Origin of the sequence: Sphingobium xenophagum (genome assembly GCF_031457465.1) — a bacterium.
Lineage (GTDB): Bacteria > Pseudomonadota > Alphaproteobacteria > Sphingomonadales > Sphingomonadaceae > Sphingobium > Sphingobium xenophagum_A.
Genome location: NZ_JAVDWV010000022.1, coordinates 17,548 through 41,019 on the forward strand (window position 1 = coordinate 17,548; position 23,472 = coordinate 41,019).

Sequence of the window (23,472 nt, forward strand, 5' to 3'; positions counted from 1 at the left end):
ATGAAGGCGGGCGTTATCGGAGCAGGGGCCTGGGGCACGGCGCTGGCGCAATTGCTGGCCGCCGATGGACAGGCGGTGCGGCTGTGGGCGCTTGAGGCCGAGGTGGTCGACGCGGTCAATGGGTCGCAGGAAAATCCGCTCTATCTGCCGGGCATCCCGCTCTCGCCCTCGATCGCCGCGACCGGCGCGATGGCGGATATGGCCGATTGCGACCTGTTGCTGGTGGTCAGCCCCGCCCAGCATCTGCGCAGCGTCGTGGCGCAGGCACCCGCGGGCGTCCCGCTGCTACTCTGTTCCAAGGGGATCGAGGCGGGAACCAGCTTGCTGATGTCGGAGGTCGCGCAACAGGCGCAGCCGCGATCGCCGATCGCCGTCCTGTCCGGCCCGACCTTTGCGCATGAAGTGGCGCGCGGCCTGCCGACCGCGATCACTCTGGCCTGCGAGGATGCGGCGCTTGGCCAGCGGCTTGCTGAACGGATCGCTCGACCGGCTTTCCGCCCCTATCTGTCCGACGATGTGATCGGCGCGGAGATTGGCGGCGCGGTCAAGAATGTGCTGGCGATCGCGTGCGGCGTTGCCGAGGGCGCGGGGCTGGGCCTCAATGCGCGGGCGGCGCTGATCAGTCGCGGTTTTGCCGAAATGACGCGCTTTGGCCTGGCGCGCGGGGCGCGGGCCGAGACGCTGGGCGGGCTGTCGGGACTGGGCGATCTCGTCCTTACCTGCTCGTCCACCAATTCGCGCAATTTCTCGCTGGGCAAGGGGCTGGGCGAGGGGCAGGCAGCTGCCGACCTGCTCGCCAACCGCCGCACCGTGGCCGAAGGCGCGTTCACCGCGCCGGTGCTGCGCGCGGCTGCGCTGTCGGCAGGGGTCGAAATGCCGGTGGTGGACGCGGTGTGTGCTCTGCTGGCCGACGCCGTGCCGCTCGCCCAGGTCATCGACGCGCTGCTGGCGCGCCCGTTGCGTCCCGAATAGCCGCCGCGCCGCAGCATCCATTTGTCTACAGATAATCCCACGAGCCCGTCGGCCGCTGCGGTTGCGCAGAGCGATCAGGATGATATCGCTGCCCTGGCCAAGGGCGGGCGGACCAATATTTTCGGCTTCCTGCTGCGGCTCGCCGCGCGGCTGCCTTTCCTGTTCATCGCCGGGCGCGTCTATGGTGCCGAAGCGCTGGGCCGCTTCGCCTATGCGGTGCTGGTGGTGGAGTTCGTTGCGCAACTCGCCACGCTGGGGCTGAAGCGCGGGCTGGCAGGCGCGCTCAGTCAGACCGAGCGGCCGCATAATCATGTCGTGACCGATGCGATGGTGCTGACGCTGACCGCATCGCTGCTAGGGGCGGCGCTGTTGCTCGTCTTTCCACAGGCGATGTTCCCCAATAGCGGCATTAATGGCCTCGACCGGCTGCTGGCCTTCATCGTGATCGCGGTTGCGGGGTCGGACGTGGCGTTGGCGGCCTGCGCCTATCGCTTCGATGTCGGCGCGACAGTGCGGGCGCGGGCGATCATCGAGCCGTGGACGATCAGCATCGCGGTCTTTGCCTTTTCCTTCTACTCCCGGCGGGACGGCCTGATCATGGCCTATGCTATGGCGATGAGCGCGGCATTGATCGCGTCGCTGATCCCGATGGTGCGCCATTATGGCATGCCGACGGGCTGGCGGCCTAATTTTCCGCGACTGTGGCGGATGGCCCGGCGCAACCTGCCGCTGGCGGCGGCCGATGGCGTCGAATGGGGATCGCGGCGGTTGGACATGGCGATATTGGGCCTGTTCGTCAGCCCGGCGGTGATCGGCGTCTATTATGTCGCTCAGCAGGTCGCGTCGCTGCCGCAAAAGCTCAAGACCAGTTTCGACCCGATCCTTGGGCCGGTCATCACCCGCAACCTGGCCGAAAACAACCTTGCGGGCATTGCGCGACAGGTGAGCCAGGTGGGTTTCTGGATCATCGCGGCGCAGGCGGGGATTGCGCTGGCGCTCGCCATTCCGGGCGAAGCAGTGATGGGGCTGGTCGGTCCCAATTTCGTCGCGGGCACCGGGGCGCTGGGCTTCCTGCTGCTCGCCGAAGTCATTGCGGCGACGGCGGTCGTCAGCGAATCGGCTCTGGTCTATATTGCCCGGCATCGCAATCTGATGATCTCGCTGGGGATGATCGGGTGCCAGGCGGCGTTCAGTTTCGCGCTGATCCTGGGCGCGCGCGCGATAGAATTGCCGCCCATGTGGGTGGCGGCGGCACCGGCGCTGGCGCTGTGCCTGTCGCTGGGCATCGGGGCGTTCGTCAAGGCACGGTTGCTCTCGCGCTTGCTGGGTGCGCCGATCAATGCCTGGCGCTGGTCGCTGCTGAGCGCGGCGGCGGTTGCCAGCTTGGTCGGGGCGGGCTTCGTCGCCCTGCCACCCCGGTTCGAATGGGTCGAACTGGCGGTCGGAATCTGGGCGATATTGGGGGCCTATGGCTTCGTCATCTGGCGCTGGGGCTTTGGCTCCGAAGACCGGGCGCTGTTTCGCAAGAAGAAGGTGGATTGAACGGACGGAGGGGTAGCACCCCTCCGTTTTTCTGTTTGGTCAGGCGAAGAGCTTGTCGCGGATGATGCCGAGATCGGCTTCGGGGCGAGCGCCCCAGTGGGAGATGACTTCGGCGGCGGCGGCGGCACCCAGCGCCAGGCAGTCTTCGACGCCGCGCCCGTCGATATGGGCGGCAAGGAAGCCTGCAGCGAACAAGTCGCCCGCGCCCGTCGTGTCGATGATTTCGGTTACCGGAGCGGCGGGCGCTTCGTAGCGGACGCCATCGACGATCGCGACCGCGCCCTTTTCACTACGAGTGGACACCAGCACCGGCACCTTGCCGGCGAACAGGGCCAGCGCCTTGTCGAAGCCCTCGACGGCGGCGAGTGACTGGATTTCGCCCTCGTTCGAAAAGAGGATGTCGATCTGGCCATTGTCGATCAGGTCGAGGAAATCGGCGCGATGGCGGTCGATCACGAAATTGTCGGACAGGGTGAAGGCGACCTTGCGCCCCGCGCCGCGTGCGGCGTCGATCGCGGCGCGCATCGCGGCGCGTGGCTGTTCGGGGTCCCAGAGATAGCCTTCGAGATAGAGGATGCCCGCCGAGCGGATGAGGTCGAGGTCGAGCGCGGCTTCGGGCAGGAATTGCGAGGCACCCAGAAAGGTGTTCATCGTCCGCTGCGCATCGGGCGTCACCAGGATCAGGCAGCGCGCGGTCGGGATATCGCCGGTGGCGGCGGGGGTGTCGAAACGGATGCCGAGCGCGCGGACGTCATGGGCGAACACGTCGCCCAATTGGTCGTCATTGACCTGACCGATGAAGCCGCAGCTTTTTCCCAGCGCGGCAAGGCCCGCCAGCGTGTTGGCGGCCGATCCGCCGCTGATTTCCTTGGCCTGGCCCATGTCGGCATAAAGGCTTTCCGCCATGTCGGCGTCGATCAACTGCATGCCGCCCTTGGTCAGCGCATGTTCGGCGAGGAAGGCGTCGTCGCTACGGGCCAGAACGTCGACAATGGCGTTGCCGATCGCAACGACATCCAATGTGGGGGCGGGAGAGGTCACACAAATTCCTTGGGCCAGAGAAGAAAGAAAAATCCCGCCGTCTCTATAGGCGCGGCCCGCGCGGTGCAACCGGCGCTCATGGCGGGAGCGACAGGACAGGGCGATTGACGGCGATGGCCATGGCGCGGATAGTCGGCCCCATGATCCTGACCGCTGCGCTGCGCGCTTTCCCCTCCCTCTTCCATGGTGCGGCGTTGCGGCTGCTGCTCAAGACGCTGACGCTGACGCTGCTGATCTTCGTCGCGCTGGGCGGGGGCATATGGGCGGGCTTTCATGCGCTGCGGCTCCATTATGGCTGGGGTGGGGGCGGTTTGGCCGAAGCGACGGTGACCGCGCTGGCGGTGGTGGCGCTTGGCTGGCTGCTGTTCCGGGCGACGGCGATGGCGGTGATGGGCCTGTTTGCCGACGACATCATCGAGGCGGTCGAGCGCCAGTCCTATCCCGAAGCTGCGGCCACGGCGCGCTCGGTCGGCTGGGCGCGGAGCGGACGCTATGCGCTGGCCTCGGTGCGCCGCACGCTGGGGTGGAATTTGCTGGCGCTGCCCGCCTATCTGTTCCTGTTGGTGACCGGGGTGGGAACGATCGCTCTGTTCCTGGCGCTCAACGCCTATCTGCTGGGGCGCGACATGGCCGATATGGTCGAGCCGCGTCATCCCGCGCTGCCGCCGATCGGAGGGGGCAGCCGCTGGCTGATGGGGCTGTTGTCGGCGATCGCCTTCCTGCTGCCGCTGGTCAACCTGCTTGCACCGATCTGGAGCGCGGCTATGGCGGTGCATATGCTGCATGGCCAAAGGAAATCCGCATGACATCCCTGCGTCCCCTTGTGGCGGCACTGCTGTCGCTGCCGCTTGCCGCCTGTGGCGCGGGCACGGTGGTGCCGCGCACCGGCACAATGCCACCCGTTGGTCCCCCGGCCAGCGCTTTTTCCAAACAAGGCCCGCTGATGGGATCGGATGCGGGCGCACTGACCCGACTGTTCGGTACCCCCCGGCTCGACATTCGCGAAACCACGGTGCGCAAACTGCAATTCGCCAATGGCCGTTGCGTGCTGGACGCCTATCTTTACGCGCCCGCACCGGGGAAAGAGCCGGTGGTAACGCATGTGGACGCGCGGACGCCGACGGGATCGGATGTCGATCCGGCGGCTTGTGCGACCGCGCTGCGGACCAAATAACCGATCGACAGGGTCACAGGGTTGAAGTTCACGCCGTTGCAGGGGTAGGTTTTTCGGGGGTTTTGGGCGCAATCGCCATGGTGACGTACCGCCGACGCGACAGCGAAGGCGCTGCAAGGTCACAGCCACGCGCCGCTCATGCGTCGCCGACGCGCCAAATGGGTCACAGATGCGCAACGGCGCGGCAAGTATCGGCAGCGGGTGGCGAAGGCGGAAGGCGTGCAGGTCCATCGCCAAGGATAGATCAGAGGAAATCCTACTTTGGAAGGGCAATAGGATTTAGAGGCATGACCGCATGAGCGGATCGCGCCTGCGACAATGCGGCCGACGATGCAGCGCATTGGCTTTAAGTGGGCGTGAGCCGTGTCGGCCCGGTGGCGATCGCTTCGGTGAAGGGCGCTGCGCAAGGTCTGCGCACCGCGACCGCGAGATTGTTTGCGTGCGAAGGTGCCCAAGTGTTGTTAACCGATCGCAACGGTGAGGAAGCTCGACTGCGGTATTTCAGCAATGTGAGATCACAATGACCAACCCATTCAATCTGACTGGCCGCGGAGCCATCATTACCGGATCATCGCGTGGCATCGGCCGCGCCATTGCGCATGGACTGGCGGCACAAGGGGCCGATGTGATCGTGTCGTCGCGTAATCAGGACGCTTGTGACCTGGTCGCGGAGGAGATCAACGCTCTGAGTGGTGGGCACGCCACGGCGATTGCCGCCAACATCGGCGATAAGGCCGCTCTCGAAAATTTGGTTGCGCGGTCGACCGACAGGCTGGGCGCAATCGACATTCTGGTCTGCAATGCGGCTAGCAACCCCTATTATGGCCCGATGGCGGGGATCAGCGACGACCAGTTCGAAAAGATATTGCGGAACAATGTTCTTGCCAATCACTGGCTGGCGTCGATGATCGGTCCCCGCATGGCGGAGAGGGGCCATGGGTCGATCATCCTGATCGGGTCGATAGGCGGTTTGCGCGGATCGCCTGTGATCGGTGCCTATAATATTTCCAAGGCGGCCGATTTCCAGTTGGCGCGCAATCTGGCGGTGGAATATGGCCCGGCCGGCGTTCGGGTGAACTGCATCGCGCCCGGCTTGATCCGTACCGATTTTGCGCGCGCCCTTTGGGAAGATTCGGATAATCTGGCGACGGCCCTTTCGGGAACGCCCATGGGACGCATCGGCGAGCCTGACGATATCGCTGGTACGGCCGTCTTCCTGGCCTCCGACGCATCGCGCTACATTACGGGGCAAGCCATTGTTGTAGATGGCGGTGCTACCGTTACTGTCGGGGGCATATAGCGTTCAGCCGAAATATATATGGCTCAACCTACGCCGCCATCGTCTGCGACAGTGTGTTCGCGACTGCCATATATCCGCCTGTCACTCGTCGCTTTTGCTTATCTCAGCGGCATAGATGTGCGGCGCGCCGTCCATATTGGAGCGGAAGATCATCCATTTGCCGTCGGGCGTGAAGGTGATGTTGGGTTCCAGCCTGTAATCATGCTTGCGCATGTCCACGATCTTTTCGACCCCGAACGTGCCCGGCGCGATCAGGTCGGCGGCGTTGTCCGCATGAATGCCCGCGACATCTGGTATGGCGCGCGGGGTGAAGAGGTAGAGATATTTGCCATCGGGCGCGTGGGCGACCATCTCGCTGTCGCCGCCATCGCCTGAAAAATGGCGCATGTCGGGTGCCTGGTTATAATGGACCGACCACTGGTTGCGATCGACATGATACCATTGCCGCCGCCCGGTGGCGATCTCATAGCCCGCCAGCCAGAAGACTTCCCCGCGTGGCGTCTGCAGATCATACCAGATCCAGGCGCCATCGGGCGAAAAGAACTCATGGCCCGCAATTTCCATGTTCATGATCCGCTTGTGGATCAGTTGCTTGCCACTGCCGTCGGTGCGGATCGTCCAGATCCGGTCGACCTTGTGCCACGGCCCTTCATGGCAATACATGATGAGGCCGGGATCGGTCGGCGAAAACTGGATATGGTTGAGCCAATCCGTCGAGGCGACGACGACCTTCCGCTCGCCCGTGCGGATGTCGATGGTGAAGATCTCCATCGGGATTTTTGCTTCCAGCCGTTCGTTCAGGCGCACTTCCTTGGCTTCGGCAAAGCTGAGCGGCTTTCCGTCAGGGCCGTTGGCGGCATAATGGGCCTGGCCGAAGGTCTGCTTGATCTCCGGCGTCCCGGCCTTTTGCGTGCCGTCGGGTTGAAGCGGCTTGTCGCTGGCGGCCCATTGGCCAAGCAGCAGCGTCTCGTCGGCATTGATCGACCCTATCGACCCGCCATTGACCGTCGCGATTTTGCGGGTCTTGCCGCTGTCGATATCCGCCACGAAGATGCTGGTGCCCCCCGCCCCGTCATCGCGCTTGCGGCTGGCATAATAGGCCGTGCGGGTCTTGCGCCCGGTGAACAGCAATTGCAGATCCTTGCCCTTGACCAGCGGCTTGATGGTCCAGTCGGCCAGCGTCATCACCGCGATGCCGTCGGGCGTCGATATCACCATCTTGTCGCCCTGGGGCGTATAGCTGTTCTGATGGAAATAGAGGCTGGCGCTGCCCGGCTGGTCGGTCAGCCGCAGGACACGGTGGCCGGTCGTCTGGTCGATCCATTCGGCGGCGGGCTTTGCCTGCGCGGCCCCGGCGAGGCCCACCGCCGCCATCGCGGCCCATCCGATCATCGCTTTGCGCATCCTCAATTCCTCTTTTCTGCGGCGGCCCATTCCAGTGCGTCGGGAATGAGCGCCAGATTCTGAATCGCCGCCAATCCCCATTGCGATGCGGCGTTGGTGGAGACCCCCGGCCACTCGACGGTCGGGCCGACAAAATCGGGGCCGCTATGGGCGATCCGTGGGTCGCCATCCGACAGTCCCAATCCGGCCTCGCCTCCCAAAAACTCCCGCGCGGCGCGTGTGGACAGCACGGCATCGCCGGTTTCCCGCGCGACATAGGCCGTCAGGCGGGAATGTCCGTCCTTCAGGTTCCGCTTGCCGAAGGGCAGAGAAAAATGCGCGTCCCATTCCTGCGGCAAGGCGTTGAACCAGCGGCAATAATCCAGCCATGCCGCCCGATAGCGCGGCACGTCGATCAGTTGGAGCAATTCGGCATTCACTTCAAACGCCCCGAATACGGCGTTGAGATGCGATATGGATATTTTGTCGCCCGGCCCGATGAAGCGCCCGGATTTGAGATCATAGGGCGCGCTGCCCGCCAGCCAGCCATATTTCAATCGCCCGATACTATCCATGCCGGCGATCAGCCGGTCCCGCCACCGCACGTCGCCCGTCCGTTCCCATTCTGTCAGCCAGGCCGCCGCGAGCGACCCCCATACGGTGCCGAAGCTGAAATCCACGACGCCTTCGGGGAGAGTCTTGCGCTCAGCACCGGGCACCTTGCGGCCGATCTCGACATGGGTCAGCGCCTGGTCCGAGGGGACCAAAGCGCGCATCAGGTCGCCCACCCGTTCGTCGCCAGTTAGATAATAGAAGATGCGACGATAGGCCGCGTTGCTCACGCGCGGCTGTTTGGAGCTGTCGCTCCAATGCTGGACGCCATGCCGCGTACCAAGGCCCGCAAAGCGGCCAAGATGATAGACATCGACCTCGCCGGTATGGCGGGTCATCGCTTCGGCCAGGCGGAATGCGCGCGCCCGGCCGCTGCGCAGCACGTCATACCAAAGCCACAGGTCAGGCGACAATTCGCTATTGGCCCAGGCATAGCCGCCAATATCATAGCGCCAGACGTGCCGATCCTCGTCATAAGTGTGCATGACGTCGCCATGGTTCCAGAAGCCATACCAGCCGCGCCGGTCGACCTCATCGGCATAGAAATCGACCAGATTGACCAGTTGATCCTCGATCCGCGCCTTCAACGGGCTGGATCGGTCGGGCAGGTTCCAGATGCCCAGCACATCGGCTGCACGGATGCGTTCGGGCGTCACCATCAGTTGCGGCGGCGTCGCATTGGCCTGCGCCATCGCCGCCAGACGCGCCGCGCCGGGCGTTGCCGCGCAGGCCCAGAGGGTCAGTTCACTGGTGCGGGCCGCGCCGGTCGCGTCATCCCAGCCGGGCTCATAATCCTCATAGGTGATGTCGAGGCCTTCATTCTGGGCGGCATAGGCTTCCATGCCCATGACGTCCCGGTAAGGGCGCATGTCCATCGGCTGTGCGTTGGGGGACCAGAGCCAGGCGGTGAGCGACGCCTGGTCGGTGTCGGCCCCGCGAATGTCGATCTGTGCGGGATGCCGCTGCCAGAAATAGCGCGCCGCGATCGCGACGCCGCCGGTGGGCGATCCGACATAGCCAAGGCCTTGCGAGCGCGTTCCCGACGTCGCATCAATCCACGCCTGCCCGGCCTTGGTTCGCTTGGTGATGGCAAAGCCGTCGGCGGAGAGCTGGCTCAGCGTGAAATCGCCCCAGGTCGGGATGCGGTCGAGCAGATTGCGGACCGCAGGTGCCATATCGTCCATGGCCACGGCCTGCCCCGCAATCTGCGCCTTGCGCGCGGCCGCACCCGGATCGCGGCGAAGGCCCGTCAGCGGCCGGACCGCTTCGCTGAACAATCCGTCCGCGCCCGTGCTGATCCGCACATGACGGTCGTGCGGGGCAGCATCCATCGGCACCTGCGCCTGCAGGCCGAGGCCGCTGATGAAATCCCTGGCCGGATCGCCGTCGAAGATGAAACTATGCACGACCCGCAGATGATCGGCCCCTGCATAGGCATAAAGGCGCAGGACGAACGGCAGCCAGGCGCGCCCCTGCCCCTCATGCATCCCTTCCAGTTTCACGACGGCGCGCACCGGCCCTTTTTGTTCGACCGTCGCCTTGTCGATCCTGCCGGTGAAATGGCTGCGCTCGCCGCCTTGCGGTACGCTGTCCACACTGGCGATCAGCGCCAGCGATCCCATGACGGTCCGCTGGCCTGCTTTTGCCGACTGGATGATCGAATTGCCGGACTTGCCGATCGTCCACTGGACCGAGCCGACGGTGATCACGATCCGGTCGGCGGTTTCGCGCAACAGGACCGGCGCGCGGGGCGCGACGGGCTTGCCCTGGACGACCGTCATGCTTGCCGACGGGGTATTTTCGGCTGGCAACGCATGGGCGGTCCATTTGAGCGATCCATCCGGCCAGGTGGCCAAGGGCCAATGCTGCGATGGCACGGCCTTGCCCTCGGCGTCGTTGACGGACAGGGCGTTTCCGGCGCGCAATGCCCCTTGCGGCCATGGCACGCCAAAGGTCTGGCCAAGCGAAAGCGGGGGCGCGGCATCGTCGATCCAGCGCACAGGCGTCGACGGCAAGCTGTCCCCACGCACACGCGCGGCCCGTGCAGCGGCAGGCAGGAGCGCCGAAGCGCCGGTCAGCAGGCCAAGCCTCAGGCTGTCCCTGCGGCTGACTATGATCCCGGTCTTCATCGGCGTTCCACTCCTTTTGTCAGCCATGGGTGATGGTCAGGTTGCGTACCTGAATGTGGCTCTGCGTGGTGCGCAGCCCGAAATGACCACGGCGATAGGGGGCTGGATCGTCCATCTCGAACAAGGGCGCGCCATCGCGCTCGACCGCGATATGATGGCCGTCGGCGATCAGGCCAATGGCGAACCAGGCGTTGGGTGTCAGCATGTCCGCCTTTGCCAGTCGGTCATGGTCGGGCAGCAACGGTCGCTCTCTCACCCGGCCGACATAGCGGCGCATCCGCGTCGTGCTGTTGCGGTTGCCGCCGATGCCGACATAATAGGTCTTCAGCCTATCATAATCCTCGAACGCGCCGCTACGCCGCCGCCCCAGCACCGACCCATCGGGAACGGCAGGGTCGGTCGCCATCCAGAAGGCGTTGACGTCGCTGACCGCATCATGGGGTCCGCCTTGGGCCACCGCCCGTACCTCATAGCGGATCGCGACGGGAGCCACGAGGGCGGGCAGAAACCAGAGCGTGGCACCGGCGGGAGCGTCGATGTCCAAAATGCCATTCCGCGCCGAGACGCGGGCATCGCCGATCGCTTCCATCCGCCATTGTTCGAGGCCGCCGCGAAAGTCATCGCCCGACACGGTCCGTCCGCCATCCGCGCGTGCGGCGACCGGTGCCAGCATCAGCGACATCAGCATCGTGCGGCGGTTGAACATGGCGCTATTCCCGGTTCAGGCTGAACGAAGAAATGCTGCGGGATCGGGAGAAGGGGGAGATCCCGCAGCAAGAGCCGTGGTCCAGAAGGGGAACCACGGGGGAGCGGATCAGAGCTTGAACCGAATGCCGCCATAGACACGACGCCCGAAGGTTTCGATGATCGTGCGGCGATAGATGCTGTTGGCATTCTCCTTGCGCGTGGCATCGAGCAAGTTGACGCCTTCCAGGAACAGCGAGACATCCTTCATCAGATTGAGGTTGAGCGACGCATCCAGCTGGCCATAGGCTTCGCCGAATTCGGGGTTGTTGCCACGCCCGACCGCCGTGATCAGATATTTCGAGCGCCAATTATAGGCGCCACGGATGCTGAAGACATCATCCTCATAATAGGCCGAAATATTGTAGCTTTTGCGCGACAGACCCTGGAACGGCAGGGAATCGCCGGTGAAGAAGTCCTTGCCTTCATAACCGCTATCCTTCGAGTAAGTGAAGTTCGCGATCACGCCCATATGTTTGACCACAGGCACGTTGATGAAATCGAACGCGACCTGTGCGCCCGCTTCGATGCCGTTGATCGTCACCTTTTGCGTTCCGTTGCTCGGCACCGTGATCGCATAGGTGACACCATTGGCGTCCGTGAACGGCTCCGTCGTATTCTGGATGAAGGAACCGATTTCCTTGCGGAAATAGGTCACCGAGGCAAAGCTCGTCTTGTTGATATAATATTCCAGACCCGCATCATATTGGCGTGCCCGGAACGGCTGGAGCGCGGGATTGCCGCGTGAGCCCGACAAGCCCACAACGTCCAGCGTAAAGCGCGGGGCCAATTGTTGTGGCAGTGGGCGGGCCATCACTTCGCTGGCGGTCAAACGCGCCATCAGCGTGTTCGGGATCAGTTCGGCTTTCAGGTTTATGGATGGCAGGAACTCGGTGTTCTTGCTGTCATAGGCAACGGGGCTGATCAGCGCGGGCTGACCGCCTGGCTGCGCCGTCCGCAGGAAACCGGACGTATCGACCTGCGTATTGACGACACGCGCACCGGCAACGCCGCTGACCGCTACCGATCCGACATCAAAGGCGAAAGCCGCCTGAGCATAGCCCGCAATGTTGCGCTCGCCGACTTCCCATGTGTCGGTGAAGACCTGGCAAGTGCCATCCGCATTGGCGGGGCAACCGCCTGGCGCGAACGGATCGGGCACGCCGACCGCATCCGCGACCGCCTGGGTCATGTTCAGCCAGCCGGTATAGCCGCCATCGAAGCCCAGATTTCCGGTGTTGAAGAAGGGCGACGTGCCAAGGCCTGCATTACCGGCAACGATCGCGCTGATCTGGCTCTGCACCGCAGGATTGCTAAAGCCGTTCAGCGTCGTCGTCCGGCTGTAGAAGCGGCTCTTGACGGTCAGGTCGCGATATTGACCACCCACCTTGATCGACGTGAGGAAGCCGGTGTCGAACGTATATTCGGCGTCGAGCTTCGCCATTTTTTCCGCCTGATCGTCATAACGCGGGCGACGCAGCACGGTCAGCTGGTTGATCCCGGCGATCGTCGTCGGATCATTGGGCAAAATGATCTGGGGTGCTTGCTGCGGGTTATTATAATCAACGATCAGGCTGGACATGCCCGTCACAGCCGCCGTGGCATTAATCTCGTTATTATAGGCCTGCGCCTTGGAATAGGAGATTTTGGGGCTGAGCTTCAGGTTGCCGCTGGTCCAATCCGCACCCACGGCGAGATTATAGGTGGTGCGCCGGATGTCGCCCAATATGTTGCGATAGGATACGCCCAATTGGCTGGTCTGCGCCAGGGCGGGATTGTTGATCATTTCAAGATGGGTGACGGTATTGTCCGGCCCGATGACGGTATTGGCGACATCAACCAATCCACCACTGGTCCCTGTTTGCAAGAATTGCGATGTGACCGACTGGTTGGACCGGGTCCAATTGCCCTCCACATAGGCGGTCAGATCGTCGCTCGGCCGCCATTCCAATATGCCGTTCAGCGCATAGCGCCGCGTTTCGAGGCGGTTGATGACGTACCGGGGAATGTCGGGGAAAAAGTCGGCCGCGCCGTCATTGTTCAAATCATAAGCCTGCAAGCCCGGCGTCGTCGGGTCGCTGTCCAACCGAACCCAGCCGGTGGTGCGGGCCTGATGGCTTTCCACATTGCGGTTTTCAAACGTGCCCGACACCAATATGCCGAGTTTGCCGTCGGCAAAGGTGTCGCTGGCAATCAGGGCGACGCGCGGGTCCATATAGTCGGCAATGTCGGAATAGATCGCCTGGGCCGATCCCGCGACATAGGTTTTGCCGCCATTGTCGAATGGGCGCCGGGTAATGACGCGCACGGTGCCACCGACGCCACCTTCCGTCATGTCGGCGGTAGCGGACTTGACGACTTCGAGCCGGTTGACGAATTCGGAGGGCAGGTCGCGGAAATCGACATCGCGGCCGCCGCCTACCGTGGTGGACAGGGCGGTCGTGCCATTGATCTCGACGCGATTGAGCGACGGGTCGGCACCGCGAATGGTCACGCCAGCGCCTTCGCCATCGGCACGCGAAATCTGCACGCCGGTCACACGCTGAAGCGCCTCGCCGATATTCTTGTCAGGGAATTTGCCGATATCTTCGGCGGAAATCGCGTCCAGCACCTGCGGCGCATTGCGCTTGGCGTTCAACGCGCCCTGCAGACTGCTGCGAATACCCGTAACGACGATGTCGCTATCGCTGGCCGCCTCCTGTTGCTGCGCGATTGCCGGGCCGGCAGCAAGCAGAGAAACTGCCACGGCGGTGCGCGAAACCCAAGCGCAATTCCCAGAAAACTTCATCAACCTTCCTCCCCATAATCAATACACACAAGTGGTTGCGCGTTGGAGCAATGAGCGACTTGAACCGCCGCCTCATTCGCCACAATGTCGTTATGTTCCATATATTGGACTCACGTATCTATATATGGAGTTTTTACGGCGGGGAAATTTTGCGGCAAATCGAAGTATTTGCGCGACGAGCCGTTTATGTGGGTGGATTGCCCGACAATCAGGGCCTGCCTCTGGCAATCACGGGAACGATGTACGGGAATGGCCGGGCGAGTTTCGCGAGGGACAGAGGAACCACGACGTTTTGAATAGGGCTGTGTGCAACGGTTAGGTGGATCATCCGCCACTCTCATCGCACGCCGATATGCAGCAAACTTTTGCTGCCCTCACCGTCAGCGGATTATTAAAGATGTCTGAGCGGTTATGATCACGCGCAACTTGGGAACGCTGATAAGGCGTTGCCGCTGGACCGCGATCTCTGAGCGGTTATAATGGCGACATCCAACGACCTGTTGACGGTGCGGTTGCCGCTGGACCGCGATCTCTGAGCGGTTATAATCTGGCTGGCGGATAAGAGCCGCTTCAAAATGTTGCCGCTGGACCGCGATCTCTGAGCGGTTATAATCAGGATACCCGTGGTCGGCGGTGCCTCATGGTTGCCGCTGGACCGCGATCTCTGAGCGGTTATAATCTCGGCGATATCCGGTGCGTAGCCATAGGGGTTGCCGCTGGACCGCGATCTCTGAGCGGTTATAATACGAACATGCAGCGCTCAGGGCCGAATAGAGTTGCCGCTGGACCGCGATCTCTGAGCGGTTATAATCGTCGGTCATGGCGCGGACACATATGCGTAGTTGCCGCTGGACCGCGATCTCTGAGCGGTTATAATCTCCCCCCAATCCGGTCGCCCTTGTGGCGCGTTGCCGCTGGACCGCGATCTCTGAGCGGTTATAATAGATCCGTCGTTATCGCATTGAAAACCAAAGCGATAACGACGGATCGGCCGCCTTCAAAACGACCCGAATCGCTAAAACAAAGCCAATTGGTCGGGATTTTTCTTTTGCCGCCTGCGCCGCTGCCCTGAAAATCGCACGATATTCTCATATTGCCGGTCCGTGAAACTGAGGATGTGGACGTCACCATTATCGGGGAGCTTTGCTTCGACTCGCCGCATGTAGGTTTCAAACTGTTCCTTGCCGTTGCAGAAACGAGCATAGACGGAAAACTGGCTTTTCTCAAAGCCTTCGTCCAGCAGGAACTCGCGAAATTTTGTGGCGGCACGAGCTTGCTCCTTGGTACCCACCGGCAGGTCGAACATCACGAAAATCCACATCAGGCGATATCCGCTCAGTTGGCTCGCGCTCACGGGAGCAGCGCGTCGAGCCCGGCCAGTTCCAGGGCAGAAGGCGGGACCGGAAGAATGATGTCGCTTGCCAGCCCGCTTTGAAACGCGCGCGCCAGGCTTTGGGCGGCGCGATTGGCGGCACCCGCCACCGTCGTCGTGCCGTCCGCCCCAGCCAGGTCGAGCGCGATCAGCCCGGCGAAGGCGCGCTTGGCTTCGGGCGTCACCCTGTCAATACCGCGCGCCGCCATCCGCACCGCCAGTCCATCGACAAGCGGCCGAAAAGGCTCGATCAGATCGTCCGCCAGGGCAAAGGCATTGGTCCGGTTGGCATGATGCACCCCGATCGAAGGGTGCAGACCGGATGCAACCACGGCGCGCGCGCACAGTGACCGCAGCACTGTATAGCCATAGTTGAGTAGCGCATTGATATCCTCCGCATCGCGGTCGCGACGAAAACTCTCGCCCATCAGCAGCGGCCAATAGCGGCGGGCGGCCTGCGCCTCGACATTGTCCGGGTCGCCCGACCCGACACGGCGCGCCAGCAGGTCGAATGCGGATGCCGACACGCCATTGGCCTCCAAAATCGCCGCCTGCCAGCGGATCTTGGCAATGACGATCCGCCGCCAAAGCTGTTTGGACAGCGGTTTGCCCGCCTCCCATTGCGCGCGGATGCGGCTATTTTGGGCATGATGCCCGTCGAGTGGCAGGCAGACGGCGGCCGGCGCATGATTACTGCCACACAACAGCATGATCGCGCCCCGCTGCGCCAGCGCGACGATCAGGTTGGTGGACCAGCTTATGCCATGGGCATGGACGATCACGGCGGCGACATCGTCCAGCGGTATCCGGCCGACTTCTTCCCGATCCTGCGACACAATCAGGAAACCACGATAGGCCGACAGATGACGGCCGTCGGTCGCGATATCGACGATCCGGTCCATGCCTGTCGCCGTGTCCGCTCAGCTCGGCTTGCGCGTCTTGCGCTGCTTCTTGCGCGGGGGAAAGCCGGGGTCAAGCACACGGCCCAACTCGTCGATCCGCACCTGGCGCGCCTTGGCCTTCTTCAAGCCCCCACATGTGGGGGAGAAATATTTGAACGGATCATCATCATTGGATGCGGCATCGCGACGTTTCAAATCGCCCGCCTGTTGCGGCTCCGCTAATGTAATCTGACCATTCTGGCCAAATTTCACGACACGCATCAGCTTTCGCTCCTCCCCGTCTCGTTCAATCGCCACCAGATCATTTTGATGAAGGCTCAGAACCTTGCGCGCTGCGGGATGGGGCTTCGGCTGGACATCAGACTGATGCGCATCAAAAGTGGAAACGACACTCGACAGCGCCGTCCCATCTATGTCGTTCCAACTCGTCACCCACTTGCCTCCCGGCAATTCCCACACATCATATCTGTAGTTGGAATCGCCTTTATAGCCTTTGTAGATATGTCCATTTCGGTCACGAATGGGAATGACGCTCAGCGGTTCGGTCACACGCACACGGCGAACGCCGCCATAAGGGTGCCATTCACGACTGCCAAATTCACTGATCGCCTTTTCGAACGCCTTGCCCTCTAGCCCATCGAGATGCTGATAGAGCGCAACCCGCAGTTCAGGGTCGCGAATACGGTCGAGATCGGCCAACTTCTTGAAGCTTGATAGCGGCACCCGGCGCACCACGATGCTGTTGCCCTTGGCATCTGTTTCCCCGGTAAAGCCATAGGCGGTGTCATTATGCAGCCGCCCGGCGGTCGCGTCCTTGCCCTTGGGCAGGCCCGCCTTCGACGCCGTGCCGTGATCGGTACGATGGCTGACGGTAATGGCATTGACGGCCGTGCGCAGATCGTCGCGAAATCCTGTCCATGGCGGATCGATTTTGATCCGCTCACGCCCTTCCGCGCCCTCCTGGCCGGATGCCGTGGCCATTGCCGTCAGCATCCGGCGATCCACGATCGCCACTACAACTGCATCGATCGCGTGGTGGCGGTGGTCAAGCCGGTTCTTCGCCTGATCCGCCCCGCCGCCGAAATTATGATCGGGCAACAGGTCATTGAGGCCCAACTTGCGCCGCACCATCTCGGTCAAGCGGCCGGGCGAAACCCAGATATGGCCGGTCCCTTCACCCTTTTCGGGGTAGAGGGTTCCGAGATATTCAAGCGAAAGCCGCGAGAGATACTGGGTATCCTTCAGATGACGCGCCAGAAAGCCACTTTCATTCTCAAACTTCTCCATAGCATCAGGCTCAAAACGCCAGCGCTTGTTCTTGGGCATATGGGCCGCACGGGCAGCAATGGCTTCCCAATCCGCTTTTGTACCAAAACGGTTTCTAAGGTCGTCGCGCGCATCATATGGGCTTCGTTTGCGCTTGACCTGGTTCGCTGAACGGAGGCAAACGGTTTTGTTCGCGTTACTGTCATCCAACGTGGCCGAGAAAGGCAATATGTGATCAACTTCGACAAGGCCATTCGCAGAAAAGAGCATTTCGATAGTAATGCGTTCGCCACTATAGGGACAGCAACGATCCAGGCAATTGTCGAGATTCAACTCTTCCCAGAGTTTCAGTAGCACGCGATTCGCGCCCGTATCTCGCGCAATCGGTTGACCGATTTGGTTCCCATCTCGATCCTGACCCAGAAGTTTCTGTGAACGCTGTTCTGCGTCTAGGCGATTTTTATTGTTCTTCTTCTGCTCTTCCCGCTTCTGTTCATACGTCAGCTTCAATTCGCGCGCCAGTTCGATCGCGATTTCGGCGGGCGGGCCATATTTGCGGATGAGTATGTTGCATACGCGGCGCAACTGATTGAGACCGATGTGCACGGTGGGATTGGTCAATCGACCGACGCGCATTTCCTCCGAATCGGATAATTCTGCCGTGCCGGGCATGATGTGCCGCTCCAGCGCCACGCCATAATAGGGCAATGGGACTTGCCAAGGCTTTGGTGGTTTTTCTCCTTTCCATTCCAATTCTGCACCGGATGGCAGGTCACTATGGTGTGCGAAGCCGGCTTTCACGATGGCTTCGCTGTAAACGATAACTCGCCCCGCAGCGATTGAGGGCGCTTCAGGCTTGCGACCTTCTGGTGTTATACCATTTGTCAGCGCTTCAATTAGCCGTTCAGTAGCCGCACGTCCGAAACGACCAAAGCCCTCAGGCAGTGAGGTGTTGGCAATGGTACGAATCTGTTCAGGTGTGAGATCGTAGTTTCTATCCAGCCATTCACAGAAGGCAGTATCATCAGACTCACTTTGGATGGAGCGCAGCTTGTTGATAATATCGCATTGCTGATCAACGGACAGATGGTGCCAGAGCGTGTGGAATCGCTTCTTACTCGCCATCTGTGCGACGATCTCATCGCCCAGAATAAAGCTTCTATTTTCGCTTTCTTTATTGAACAGCGCATCAGTCTTAAGCGCCTTGCGCATATTGTCGAAAGTGATTTGTCCTTTCGAGTTAGGCGGCAGCAATAAAAGGTGATTCCGTTCTTCATGCGTCAATCTCTGCGCTACCTCACCTGTTCGCACAATCATTAGCGCATTGAGTTCCTCCAGCAAGCGACGGCGTTGGAACAGGGGATGGGCCTTAGGCAGGCGTTCATCACCCGGAATCAAGGTACACTTGCCGATGCGCGGCGCCTTCAATGAGCGCTGATGAAAGACGATCTCGAACAGGCGATTATACACGTCGTCAGTCAGCACATCGGGATGATGCGGCGCTTGCGCCTCCCAGATTGCGGTAAACTCCTGTTCGAGCAAAAGACGGCTAGGATAAAAATCATAGCCATCTTTCGCATCTTCTCCTTGAGGACCAAGGCGAGTGCGAACACGAGGGATGCAATTCTGATCAGGCGCATGAGCACGGCGCTCATGCAGCCATTTACCAAAAGTCCAGCTTTCCGGCTCAGCGCCGGCTTCCGCTTCCGCCTCACGGATTTTAGTCTTCAAATTTTCTATGCCGTCCGCGATCTTGCCGGGATCATCATCCGCCTTCCGATCGGCCTTGCGGTTCGACTTGAAACCGCGCCGTTGGTTGAGGTGGAACAAGGCCCGGCCCAATTCATGCAGCGACAGCGCCTCATCCAGCGCCCGCGCGCGGAGCGCATAGGGGTCGAGCGCCGCCAGCGCCTTGCGTTCGGCTTCGCCCTCAGGAAACAACCCGTCAGCTACGAGATATTTCAGCAAGGCCCGCTGCCGCTGCTGAAAGCGATCCCGCCGCCGCCGCATCGCCCGCGCATCGCGCCGATCCACCGCGAGCGATGCGCCCGACTTGGGATCGCGGCCATCGCTGAAAATACGGGAACCGGCAGCGAGGATGCCCTTCGGCTTGCCATCGTCCAACGGATCAAGCTCGATCGCGGCCCAGCCCAGCGAATTGGCCCCAAGGTCAGCGCCCAAGCGCCAATATCTATGCCCTTTGCCTGTCATGACCATCCACCCCCAGAAGAGAAAATCCAATGGGCCAAGTTACTTGATTAAGGTCAAGGCAAATCCTGCGCCGAAATGGGTCTGTCGACTATTGTCACTATTGACGACGATGGAATCTTGTGCGACCTTAAATTCTCAGAGATCGCGGTCTGGCAGTTAACAAGTGTCAGTACGCACCAGATAAGGGCGACGCTCCGGCGTCGCCTTTTTTGTGCGCGTCAACCGTCATCCTGCGCTGATCCCTCCACCTGACGATCGGCAAATCGGAACACCGCATCGTTGAACGCATCATTGGCGTCGCCCGCCACCATATGATGCGCGCCGTCGATATGCACATAGTCGGCATGCGGCACCATCTCCAGAAAGACGCGCGCCCCTTCCTCGGTCACGATCCGGCTGCGCCCGCCCCGGATCAGCAAAGTGGGGATGGTCAGCCCGCGCGCCGCTGTCTCCAGCACGGTCGGTCCTTCCGCCTCCTGTTTGGCATCCACGCCCATCGTCATAAAGGCCGGGTCCCAATGCCAATACCAGCGCGCGCCGCGCTGCCGCAAATTCTTCGCCAGCCCTTGGCTGCTCTGTGGCTTGTCACGATGGGGCAGATAGGCCGAAACCGCCGCTGCCGCCTCCTCGATCGAGGCAAAGCCGTCCGACCCGGCGTTCATGAAGGCGATCACCTCGTTCGCGCCCTCCATGTCCACGGTCGCGGTAATGTCCACCAGCACCAGCGCGCGGATCGCGGCGGGATCGGCGGCCGCCACGATCATGCCGACGATCCCGCCCAGCGACGCACCCACCACCACCGGCGGCCGGTCCATTTGCGCCAGCACCGCGCGCAGATCATCGGCAAAGACGGTCAGGTCATAGCGTCCATCGGGCGACCATCCGCTGTCGCCATGCCCGCGCAAATCCATGGACAGCGCGCGAAACCCATGGCGCGCCGCCTCGATCAGCGCTTTGCCCCAGCTTTGCCGCGTCTGCCCGCTGCCATGCAGGAACAGGATGGGCTGGCCATCCACCGGCCCGGTCACGTCGGCGGCCAGATCAACGCCGGCGCCCCGCAGGGCCTGTCTCTCGATTGCACTCATGCCGCTCATTGTTACGCCTTTATCGCCGCACGGAAATCCTCATTCTTCAGGAACAGCGACGTATTGTCCGCGCCCAGATGCGTCCATTTGAGGTTCAACCCGCCATCCACCAATATCGTCTGCCCGGTGATATAGCTCGACAGGTCGGACAGCAGAAAGGCGATGGCGCCCGCTTGTTCCTCCGGCTCGGCGCGCCGCCCCATGGCGATCGCCGCCTGGTCCCGCGCCATGTCCTCGTCAATATAGGCGCCCGATCCCGGCGTGATCGTCATGCCCGGCGCAACGGTATTGACGCGGATATTATCCAGCGCCAATTCGGTCGCCAGCGTGCGGGTCGCCGCGACGATCGCCGCTTTCGCCGTGCCATAGGCGATATGATAGGGCGCGCTGTTCAGCCCGCTGATCGACGAAACCCCCACGATCGCACCCGGATTGCCCCGTGCCCGCAATTCCCGCGCCACCGCCTGGCTCATGAAGAACATCGTCTCCAGATTCTGCTCGAACAACGCGCGCCAGTCCGCCCGCGTCACCCGCTCGGCTCGCATCCACGTCTGCGGCGCGGCCCCGCCCGCCACATTGGCCAGGCCATGGAGCGTGCCGGGGGCCGCCACTGCCGCCTCCATCACCTTCGCCACGCCTTCGTCCGTGCCCACATCGGCGATCACCGGCACGATCGCCAACCCTTGCGTAATCAGCGGCGCGATATGCGCGTCGAACTTGGCCTGCGTTCGTCCGGCGGCAATCACGGTCGCGCCCGCCTGCGCCAGCATCTTCGTCGTCGCGGTGCCGATGCCGCCGCCCGCCGCGCCGGTGACGATGATCGTCCGGCCCGCGAAATCCATCAATTGCTGCGCCATGTCCGACATCCTCATCCCGCTTTTTACGCGCTCAACCTAGCCCGCGCGGCCAAGCCCTAAACAGGGGGCGTAGCGAAACATCGCTCCCGCGCTAACCACGCAGGCCGCATTGCAAATGAACAGGGTTGTTGATTAGTTGCTGGAAAGAACAAGCTTCCATGGAGCGGATATGAGCTGCACTCCCACCCGGACGCCAGCGCCCGATACATTCGATATCCCGACGCTGCGCGCAAAATATCGCGAGGAGCGCGACAAGCGTCTGCGCGGTGACGGGCAGGCGCAGTATCAACCGACCACCGACGACATGACGCACAGCTATGATGTCGACCCGCACATGGCCGTCACCCCGCGCGACCCACTGGTCGAGGAACTCGACGTGCTGGTGCTGGGCGGAGGCTTTGCCGGGGTGTTGGCGGGCTATCATCTGACCAAGCAGGGCGTCACCGATTTCCGCAATATCGACCATGCCGGCGATTTTGGCGGGGTCTGGTACTGGAACCGCTATCCCGGCATCCAGTGCGACAATGACGCCTATTGCTATCTGCCGCTGCTCGAAGAAACGGGCTTCATGCCGTCGAAGAAATTCGCCGACGGCGCGGAGATTCAGGCCTATATCAAACAGATCGCTCAGCGCTTCGGCTTCCACGACCGCGCCCTGTTCCACACGCTCGTCACCGCGCTCAGATGGGACGATACACTCCAGCGCTGGCATGTCGAAACCAGCCGTGGCGATCATTTTCGCGCCCGCTTCGTCATCATGGGTTGCGGCGTCCTCAACATGCCCAAGCTGCCGGGGATCGAGGGGATAGACCGCTATCAGGGCAAGATCTTCCACACCGCCCGCTGGGACTATGGCTATACCGGCGGCAGCTACGAAAATCCGGTGCTGGACAGGCTGGCCGACAAGCGCGTCGCGATCCTGGGCACCGGGGCCACCGCGATCCAGGCCGTGCCGCATCTCGCCCGCTATGCGCAGCATCTCTACGTCATTCAGCGCACGCCATCGACCGTGGACGAACGGCCCAATCCGCCGACCGATCCTGATTGGGCGGAATCGCTGCAACCGGGCTGGCAGGCCGAACGCCAAGCCAATTTCCATCGCGCCGCCATGGAATTTTTCCTGCCCGGTGAGCAGGATCTGATCTGCGATATCTGGACCGAAATCGCGCGCAACCTCCACGCCGAACTAGAAGCCGAAGGCTGGCCGGAACTGTCGCCCGAAGAATTCATGGCCCGCCGTGAAGTGGTGGATTATCGCGTCATGGAACGGCTTCGCGCCCGCGTCGATGAGATGGTCAAGGACGCGGCGACCGCCGCGTCACTCAAGCCCTGGTATCGTTTCCTGTGCAAGCGCCCGCTCTCCAGCAACGACTTCTACGCCGCCTTCAATCAGCCGAATGTGCAACTGGTCGACGTGTCCGACGCGAAAGGGCTGGAGCGGATGACGGAGACGGGCTTCGTCTCGAACGGCGTCAATTATGATGTCGATTGCATGATTTTCGCCAGCGGCTTTGAAGTCACCAGCGACCTCAAGCGCCGCTGGGGCATCGACGTGGTGGAGGGCCGCAATGGCGTCTCCATCTACGACCATTGGGCGAACGGACCCAAGACCCTGCACGGCACGATGACCCATGGTTTCCCCAACCAATTCTTCATCGGCTATATTCAGGGCGGCCTTAACGCCAGCGTCACCGAACAGTTCGGGCGGCAGGCGGAACATATCGCCCATATCATCCATGCGACGATGGCAAAAGGCGCGGTCTCGGTCGAAACCACGGCGGACGCGCAGGACGCCTATGTCCAGCATTTCCACGACGTGGAATATGACACCTCCGCCTTCCAGATCGAATGTACGCCAAGCTATTTCACCAACGAAGGTCAGGTAAAGGCGCCTTGGGCGCTGTTCCGCAGCTACGGTCCCGGCTGGGGCGCGTTCCAGACATTGTTGCAGGACTGGCGCGCGCGCGGTGACCTTGCGGGCATGGAGTTGCGGTCATGATCGCCGAGGGGAGGACGCCGCCCGGCCACCGGCCTTCGTTTGGGATCGCCCCGTCGTTCGCAATAATCGGACGGCTGGGAACAGGCTGCGGGAGC

16 protein-coding genes and 1 CRISPR repeat array are annotated in these 23,472 nt (G+C 62.1%); of the genes, 6 read left to right on the top strand and 10 right to left on the bottom strand.

What is annotated here, in order from left to right:
- Both J2W40_RS18380 and J2W40_RS18385 read left to right on the top strand, forming a co-directional pair.
- On the top strand, positions 1 to 972 hold the full coding sequence (locus J2W40_RS18380) for an NAD(P)H-dependent glycerol-3-phosphate dehydrogenase (protein ID WP_310227409.1): 972 nt from the start codon (positions 1 to 3) through the stop codon (positions 970 to 972).
- A gap of 21 nt (positions 973 to 993) precedes the next feature.
- Positions 994 to 2,514, top strand: coding sequence for a lipopolysaccharide biosynthesis protein (locus J2W40_RS18385; protein ID WP_310227410.1), 1,521 nt, complete (start codon positions 994 to 996; stop codon positions 2,512 to 2,514).
- A gap of 39 nt (positions 2,515 to 2,553) precedes the next feature.
- On the opposite strand, the gene J2W40_RS18390 is transcribed toward J2W40_RS18385, so the two are convergent.
- On the bottom strand, positions 2,554 to 3,555 hold the full coding sequence (locus tag J2W40_RS18390) for an adenosine kinase (protein ID WP_310227411.1): 1,002 nt from the start codon (positions 3,553 to 3,555) through the stop codon (positions 2,554 to 2,556).
- 140 nt (positions 3,556 to 3,695) lie between these two features.
- On the opposite strand from J2W40_RS18390, the gene J2W40_RS18395 reads away from it, so the two are divergent.
- The 3 genes from J2W40_RS18395 (at position 3,696) to J2W40_RS18405 (ending at position 6,029) form a co-directional block, all read left to right on the top strand.
- Positions 3,696 to 4,361: an EI24 domain-containing protein gene (locus J2W40_RS18395; RefSeq protein WP_310227412.1), complete on the top strand. Its 666-nt coding sequence runs from the start codon at positions 3,696 to 3,698 to the stop codon at positions 4,359 to 4,361.
- Positions 4,358 to 4,729, top strand: coding sequence for a hypothetical protein (locus tag J2W40_RS18400; RefSeq protein ID WP_310227413.1), 372 nt, complete (start codon positions 4,358 to 4,360; stop codon positions 4,727 to 4,729). Before J2W40_RS18395 ends, J2W40_RS18400 begins: the two co-directional genes overlap by 4 nt.
- 520 nt (positions 4,730 to 5,249) lie before the next feature.
- On the top strand, positions 5,250 to 6,029 hold the full coding sequence (locus J2W40_RS18405) for an SDR family NAD(P)-dependent oxidoreductase (RefSeq protein WP_310227414.1): 780 nt from the start codon (positions 5,250 to 5,252) through the stop codon (positions 6,027 to 6,029).
- A gap of 81 nt (positions 6,030 to 6,110) precedes the next feature.
- Here J2W40_RS18405 and J2W40_RS18410 read toward each other — a convergent pair whose 3' ends face one another.
- From J2W40_RS18410 to J2W40_RS18450, 9 genes are all read right to left on the bottom strand, one after another.
- Complete coding sequence (locus tag J2W40_RS18410; protein ID WP_409050404.1) at positions 6,111 to 7,433, bottom strand: oligogalacturonate lyase family protein; 1,323 nt, start codon at positions 7,431 to 7,433, stop codon at positions 6,111 to 6,113.
- 2 nt (positions 7,434 to 7,435) lie between these two features.
- On the bottom strand, positions 7,436 to 10,153 hold the full coding sequence (locus J2W40_RS18415; protein WP_310227415.1) for an exo-rhamnogalacturonan lyase family protein: 2,718 nt from the start codon (positions 10,151 to 10,153) through the stop codon (positions 7,436 to 7,438).
- A 19-nt stretch (positions 10,154 to 10,172) separates the two neighbouring features.
- On the bottom strand, positions 10,173 to 10,859 hold the full coding sequence (locus J2W40_RS18420; RefSeq protein WP_310227416.1) for a DUF6250 domain-containing protein: 687 nt from the start codon (positions 10,857 to 10,859) through the stop codon (positions 10,173 to 10,175).
- Positions 10,860 to 10,967: 108 nt separating this feature from the next.
- Positions 10,968 to 13,643 carry a TonB-dependent receptor gene (locus tag J2W40_RS18425; RefSeq protein ID WP_310227417.1) on the bottom strand — a complete coding sequence of 892 codons (2,676 nt, stop codon included), beginning with the start codon at positions 13,641 to 13,643 and terminating at the stop codon, positions 10,968 to 10,970.
- A gap of 487 nt (positions 13,644 to 14,130) precedes the next feature.
- Positions 14,131 to 14,628: a CRISPR direct-repeat array (repeat unit 36 nt; unit sequence GTTGCCGCTGGACCGCGATCTCTGAGCGGTTATAAT).
- 72 nt (positions 14,629 to 14,700) lie between these two features.
- Positions 14,701 to 15,006 carry a CRISPR-associated endonuclease Cas2 gene (gene cas2 / locus J2W40_RS18430; protein WP_310227418.1) on the bottom strand — a complete coding sequence of 102 codons (306 nt, stop codon included), beginning with the start codon at positions 15,004 to 15,006 and terminating at the stop codon, positions 14,701 to 14,703.
- A 29-nt stretch (positions 15,007 to 15,035) separates the two neighbouring features.
- Positions 15,036 to 15,959: a type II CRISPR-associated endonuclease Cas1 gene (gene cas1, locus J2W40_RS18435; protein WP_310227419.1), complete on the bottom strand. Its 924-nt coding sequence runs from the start codon at positions 15,957 to 15,959 to the stop codon at positions 15,036 to 15,038.
- Between the two features lie 18 nt (positions 15,960 to 15,977).
- Positions 15,978 to 19,406 (bottom strand): type II CRISPR RNA-guided endonuclease Cas9, encoded by a 3,429-nt coding sequence (gene cas9 / locus J2W40_RS18440; protein WP_310227420.1) that lies wholly within the window; start codon positions 19,404 to 19,406, stop codon positions 15,978 to 15,980.
- 248 nt (positions 19,407 to 19,654) lie between these two features.
- Positions 19,655 to 20,530, bottom strand: a complete 876-nt coding sequence (locus J2W40_RS18445) for an alpha/beta fold hydrolase (RefSeq protein ID WP_310227421.1) — start codon at positions 20,528 to 20,530, stop codon at positions 19,655 to 19,657.
- 2 nt (positions 20,531 to 20,532) lie between these two features.
- Positions 20,533 to 21,378, bottom strand: coding sequence for an SDR family NAD(P)-dependent oxidoreductase (locus J2W40_RS18450; RefSeq protein WP_310227422.1), 846 nt, complete (start codon positions 21,376 to 21,378; stop codon positions 20,533 to 20,535).
- Positions 21,379 to 21,547: 169 nt separating this feature from the next.
- Between J2W40_RS18450 and J2W40_RS18455 the strand changes: the two genes are divergently transcribed.
- Complete coding sequence (locus J2W40_RS18455; RefSeq protein ID WP_310227423.1) at positions 21,548 to 23,377, top strand: flavin-containing monooxygenase; 1,830 nt, start codon at positions 21,548 to 21,550, stop codon at positions 23,375 to 23,377.
- Positions 23,378 to 23,472 lie beyond the last annotated feature (95 nt).

Excerpts from the sequence above, each read along its gene's own strand:
- J2W40_RS18380 (WP_310227409.1), top strand. The coding sequence starts at position 1 with ATGAAGGCGGGCGTTATCGGAGCAGGGGCCTGGGGCACGGCGCTGGCG.
- J2W40_RS18395 (WP_310227412.1), top strand. The coding sequence starts at position 3,696 with ATGATCCTGACCGCTGCGCTGCGCGCTTTCCCCTCCCTCTTCCATGGT.
- J2W40_RS18400 (WP_310227413.1), top strand. The coding sequence starts at position 4,358 with ATGACATCCCTGCGTCCCCTTGTGGCGGCACTGCTGTCGCTGCCGCTT.
- J2W40_RS18405 (WP_310227414.1), top strand. The coding sequence starts at position 5,250 with ATGACCAACCCATTCAATCTGACTGGCCGCGGAGCCATCATTACCGGA.
- J2W40_RS18410 (WP_409050404.1), bottom strand. The coding sequence starts at position 7,433 with ATGCGCAAAGCGATGATCGGATGGGCCGCGATGGCGGCGGTGGGCCTC.
- J2W40_RS18415 (WP_310227415.1), bottom strand. The coding sequence starts at position 10,153 with ATGAAGACCGGGATCATAGTCAGCCGCAGGGACAGCCTGAGGCTTGGC.
- J2W40_RS18420 (WP_310227416.1), bottom strand. The coding sequence starts at position 10,859 with ATGTTCAACCGCCGCACGATGCTGATGTCGCTGATGCTGGCACCGGTC.
- cas2 (WP_310227418.1), bottom strand. The coding sequence starts at position 15,006 with ATGTGGATTTTCGTGATGTTCGACCTGCCGGTGGGTACCAAGGAGCAA.
- cas1 (WP_310227419.1), bottom strand. The coding sequence starts at position 15,959 with ATGGACCGGATCGTCGATATCGCGACCGACGGCCGTCATCTGTCGGCC.
- J2W40_RS18445 (WP_310227421.1), bottom strand. The coding sequence starts at position 20,530 with ATGAGCGGCATGAGTGCAATCGAGAGACAGGCCCTGCGGGGCGCCGGC.
- J2W40_RS18450 (WP_310227422.1), bottom strand. The coding sequence starts at position 21,378 with ATGGCGCAGCAATTGATGGATTTCGCGGGCCGGACGATCATCGTCACC.
- J2W40_RS18455 (WP_310227423.1), top strand. The coding sequence starts at position 21,548 with ATGAGCTGCACTCCCACCCGGACGCCAGCGCCCGATACATTCGATATC.